At 35.9% G+C, this 4,951-nt stretch carries 5 protein-coding genes; 3 read left to right on the top strand and 2 right to left on the bottom strand.

The genetic code is table 11. The features are described 5' to 3' along the window. Positions 1 to 123: 123 nt before the first annotated feature. Together HRT72_07755 and cyoE are read right to left on the bottom strand one after the other, a co-directional pair. On the bottom strand, positions 124 to 768 hold the full coding sequence (locus HRT72_07755) for a hypothetical protein (protein ID NQY67601.1): 645 nt from the start codon (positions 766 to 768) through the stop codon (positions 124 to 126). Between the two features lie 81 nt (positions 769 to 849). Then, positions 850 to 1,719: a protoheme IX farnesyltransferase gene (gene cyoE / locus HRT72_07750; GenBank protein NQY67600.1), complete on the bottom strand. Its 870-nt coding sequence runs from the start codon at positions 1,717 to 1,719 to the stop codon at positions 850 to 852. Positions 1,720 to 1,860: 141 nt separating this feature from the next. On the opposite strand from cyoE, the gene HRT72_07745 reads away from it, so the two are divergent. The 3 genes from HRT72_07745 to HRT72_07735 form a co-directional block, all read left to right on the top strand. Next, positions 1,861 to 2,631 (top strand): radical SAM protein, encoded by a 771-nt coding sequence (locus tag HRT72_07745; protein NQY67599.1) that lies wholly within the window; start codon positions 1,861 to 1,863, stop codon positions 2,629 to 2,631. 60 nt (positions 2,632 to 2,691) lie between these two features. Beyond that, a complete protein-coding gene (locus HRT72_07740; GenBank protein NQY67598.1) occupies positions 2,692 to 4,035 on the top strand; it encodes an aldehyde dehydrogenase family protein in 1,344 nt (447 codons plus the stop codon). Positions 4,036 to 4,123: 88 nt separating this feature from the next. Beyond that, on the top strand, positions 4,124 to 4,951 hold an 828-nt coding region (locus HRT72_07735; GenBank protein NQY67597.1), incomplete at its 3' end, for a hypothetical protein.

Here is a 4,951-nt window from a genome sequence, read left to right as displayed (position 1 = left end):
GGTTATGGTTATGGTTATGGCTACGGATATCGAAACCCTTATTTCGTAGATTCGGAAGAAGATGAAACAGAAGACGCGATTGATGGTAAATTTAAAAAATCGTAATACTTGTAAAGCTCAAAGTTAAATTGAGCTTAGTCGAAGGATTCCTAGACTGACTGAGAACATTATCAAGTTGCTTTTGTAAGTTTTATTTCCCTTTATTCCGTTTACTTGGTAGGTAATGGTGGGGTTTATATTCAGTTGAAAGTCTTTTTGTAGCCTATACTTTAAAGTAATACCCAACTTGATTGCAATGTATTTCTTATCAATCGTTTGATTAAAGGTATTCTCTTCACCGCTTTGGACCTGTTTTGATTTTCTATTTATAGTGGATACTGCATAGTTGCTTCCAATAACTAACCCAGCCATCGCATATGTTTTTTTATTGACTTTGTCTATTAAGGCATAGCTATATTCTATTGGAAATGCGATTGTTTTAACTTTATCAAGCATTTCATACTTAGTCAAAGTACTGTCTTTTCTTGTGTTTCCACCTTGTGTTAAATGCGAGAATCCAACTGTATAAATGGATTTACCTTTAAGGTAACTTCCTCTTACACCATAGTTAAGGTTGAGGTGTGGTCTATGTAGTTTCTGGCCAGTAATAATCGAAGAGAAGGAAGGGTTTATTCTGAAATCGAATTCATAGGAAGTTGTATTCCTTCCCGCAAATACGCTTGATGCAGAGAATAATATAATAATGAAAGAGTATGAAAGTAGTTTCATGCTTTATTCTTAAGTACTCACAATATACTAAAAGTAGACAGGGTGGTTACGATTATATATTATAATCAGAATCCGATAACGTTAAAACAGACTTGATATCGTAAAGATAATCAGCACTATAGGTAGGTAAAAGAAAGAGGCGAACATTACTTTCTTTGCATTTATTGTATTGTTGTCAATTAGAAGTTTGTAAGACAAGAAGAGAAATGCGAGATTACTAACCATTATAGCGATAAGAGAATAAATATCAATCATGCTAATGTGGAATGGCCAATATGTAGCGGGTATTAAAAGTGCGCATGACCAGAAAATGTATCGCGATGTAACCATCCCTCTACCTGATGTGGATGGAATAAGCTTGATACCGGCTTTTTTATAATCGTCATCAACAACCCATGATATGGCCCATATGTGGGGGAATTGCCAAATGAATAGTAATAAAAATAACACGCCAGGTTCTAAACCTAAATCGTCCGTGGCGCCTGCCCAGCCAATTAGGGGAGGAACAGCTCCTGGAAATGCACCAATTAAAGAAGCCCAAGGTGAAATCTTTTTAAGTGGAGTGTAGATAAATACATAAGAAAGAAGTGAGGCAAATCCGAGGGCTCCACAAAAGTAATTTACATGAAAGGAGAGAATATAAATACCTGTAATACCCATGATTATTGCATAGATATATGCATTTTTAACAGTCATTCTCTTAGAAGGAAGAGGTCTGTTTTTAGTCCTTTCCATTAAGCTGTCAATGTCTCTTTCCCAAATTTGATTAAAGCCATTTGACGCACCTGTTATAAGGAATCCACCTATTAGTAAAAATGCAAATCGCGCACCATCAAATGCTAAATGGAATTCGGGATGCTTCCCAAGGCCAATTGCATATCCTGCGGCAGCTGAAAACAGTACCAGAGTGGATAGTTTAAATTTAATAAATAGGCCTAGGTCTTTGAGCATTTAATTATTGTTCTGTAATTTGAAGATCGCGAAATTACAATATTAAAGCATAAGCCTTAATGTAAGAAAGAATGGAAATGAATGGGTCTAATGATGATGAGACCCTGAAAATTCATTTCCTTTGTGTTAAATTCTATATCCATGGGAACTTTCCTTTTTGATAATATCATTTTTGGGCCAGTACGGAGTCGTCGTTTGGGTAGGTCTTTAGGGATTAATCTACTTCCTTTAGAGTCTAAATTGTGCAATTTTAACTGTATCTACTGTGAGTGCGGTTGGACTGATAATAAACAGAAATTTGACTTTCATCCGGCAGAGAAAGTATCAAAACAATTAAACTCTACTCTTAAGAAAATGGTAGAGGAGAACGACATTCTTGATGTAATCACTTTTGCTGGAAATGGTGAGCCGACAATGCATCCGAAATTTGACTCGATAATTGAAGATACGATTGCGTTGCGTAATAAGCATATGCCGGATTGTCAGATAGCTGTTTTGTCGAATGCGACAATGCTTCATAAGGAACAGGTTAGAGCGGGATTGAAAAAAATTGATCAATGTATATTGAAGCTAGATGCAGGTTCTGAGGAAATGTTTAGTAAAATCGATAAACCTTTAGGAGGGATTTCTCTTAATAAAATACATAAAGCACTTCTCGATTTTGATGGTGATATGATTATACAGTCAATGTTTTTTGGAGGTGTTTTTGAGGGAGTATCTGTTGATAATACAGTTGAGGATGAATTGAACAAATGGGTGAATCGAATTGCGGAAATCCGTCCAGTTAAAGTAATGGTGTATTCTATTGATAGAGACACGCCAGCTAAAGGTTTGATTAAAGTATCAAAGGAGAAGTTAGAAGAGATTGCAGAAAAAGTAAAAATGCTGAGAATAGCTTGTGAAGTAGCATAGAGGAAAAGACTTCTTACTATCTTTGCAATCGTTAAAAGTAAATAACAGAATAGTTTTAAGATGATAAAGGAAATGATAAGTCGAGCGCGAATTGCTCAAGAAGAATTTGAATCTTTTGATCAAAAAAGTGTCGATGAGGTTGTAAAGGCAATAGCTAAAGTTGTGTATGACAATGCCGAAGACCTAGCAAGAGATGCCGTTGATGAAACCGAAATGGGAGTCTATGAGGATAAGGTAGCAAAGAATAAAGGCAAGTCTAAAGTTATTTGGAATAATCTAAAAGGGAAAAAATCTGTTGGGATAATTGATAGAGATGAGGAAAAAGGTCTTGTATTTGTCGCTAAACCCAAGGGGGTGATAGGTGCGGTTACTCCTACAACTAATCCTGTGGTAACACCAATGTGTAATGCAATGTTTGCATTAAAGGGGAGGAATTCGATAATAATTGCTCCTCATCCTAGGGCAAAAAAAGTATCCAATAAAACGGTATCGTTAATGAATCAAGCAATAGCTAGTGTTGGCGGTCCATCAAATTTAATTCAATGTATAGAGGAACCTTCAATTCCATTAACTAATGAATTAATGGGAGCTGTGGATGTTTTAATCGCTACAGGTGGACCCGCAATGGTGTCGGCAGCATATAGTAGTGGAAGGCCTTCTTTTGGAGTTGGAGCTGGGAATGTACAGGTTATTATAGATAATGATATAGATTTTAAAGATGCAGCTTCGAAAGTTATTGCCGGTAGGAAGTTTGATAATGGAATAATTTGTTCTGGCGAGCAATCAATAATTGCATCAAAAGGAAAATTCAACGAAGTGATAAGTGCCTTCGAAAGTGAAGGCGCATATTATATAAGTGATCAAGACCAAGTAGATAAATTTAGGAATATTCTATTTGAAGACGGCCATATTGCTAAAGATGCAGTAGGGCAAAGTGTTCAACAGATTGCGAGTATGGCAGGAGTAGAGGTGCCGGAGATAACAACGGTTATTATTCTGAGATCTAATGACTCAGATTCGGATTTGCTTAGAAAAGAAAAAATGTGCCCGGTGATGGTTGCCTTTGAATATGATGATATTGATGACGCTATATCTATTGCCAAACAAAACTTGCTGATTGAAGGCGCAGGGCATTCTACAGCAATCCATTCGAATAATAAGGAAAATATTGACAAAGCAGGTGTAGCTCTACCTGTTTCTAGGTTGGTTGTGAATGCTCCAAGTTCTACCACGGCGGGAGGAAGTTTGTTAAATGGATTTGCTCCAACCACCACGTTAGGATGTGGTTCATGGGGTAATAATTCAATCTCAGAGAATCTAGATTACAAACACTTAATTAATGTTTCTAGGATTGGGTTTGTACAAGATAAGTCAGTACCTACCGATGAGGAAATCTGGTCATGAGCACATGAAGGCTCAACCTTATACTATATATAATTATCATTCTAGGATAGTCTATATTTGATAACGTAACTTTAAATAGAAAATAAATATGAAACAATCTGCAGGTGGCCATACCTTTCACGTTCCTGTAATGGGTATCGGATTTACAATAGATACACCGATAAAGGTTGCTAAATATGGTATTTCGTCTGTAATTTCTATGGTTGATGATTTGATCGTAGAAAAAATGCGTGAAAAGTATTGTGCAGAATTTGGTTTTTCATTTGAGGCTATTTCAAATAAAGTAGATGATTATAGAGCTAAAAGGTTTACAGCTTATTTTGATATTGTGGATGCCGTTGTTAAGAAAAGCTTTGAAGAACTTAAGAACTCTATATATGAAACAAGAGAGGAAGTGAACAGATACATTGATTTGCTTCCGGACTTTTCTTCAGTAAAGCATGGTTATAAAGAATTAGTTGAATCAACAGATGACACTAAAACGATATGGAATTGGCTAGAGGATAATCTTGTGTTGGGAGATATTGATGTAAATATAATGACCAAGTTAGACGCGGCTCAATATATTAGAAAGGTAAAGCAAGAAGCTAAATTTAATGATGCGCACTCTGCTTTGAGAGGATTTGCCAATAGTAAATTGAAATCGGGTGTTGTTTTATCAGCGGGTATGAATCCCCGATTGTATTCATATATAGGAGAGTTTGATGATTTCTTTCCAGATGTGAATGGAAAGGTTAATAAGTCAATAATTCTTAAAGTAAGCGATTATAGATCGGCCCTAATTCAAGGAAAGTTCTTTGCTAAAAAAGGGTTATGGGTTTCTGAGTATAGAATTGAATCAGGATTAAATTGTGGTGGACATGCATTTGCAACAGATGGAATAATGTTGGGGCCTATTCTTCAGGAATTTAAAAAT

It is taken from the genome of Flavobacteriales bacterium (assembly GCA_013214975.1).
Classification (GTDB): Bacteria; Bacteroidota; Bacteroidia; order DT-38; family DT-38; genus DT-38.
Note: the sequence above shows the minus strand (reverse complement) of the source record. Positions and strands in the feature narration are given on the sequence as shown.

What these genes read in the sequence shown, in the direction of transcription:
- HRT72_07755 (NQY67601.1), bottom strand. Translation starts at nt 768, where the DNA reads ATGAAACTACTTTCATACTCTTTCATTATTATATTATTCTCTGCATCA.
- cyoE (NQY67600.1), bottom strand. Translation starts at nt 1,719, where the DNA reads ATGCTCAAAGACCTAGGCCTATTTATTAAATTTAAACTATCCACTCTG.
- HRT72_07745 (NQY67599.1), top strand. Translation starts at nt 1,861, where the DNA reads ATGGGAACTTTCCTTTTTGATAATATCATTTTTGGGCCAGTACGGAGT.
- HRT72_07740 (NQY67598.1), top strand. Translation starts at nt 2,692, where the DNA reads ATGATAAAGGAAATGATAAGTCGAGCGCGAATTGCTCAAGAAGAATTT.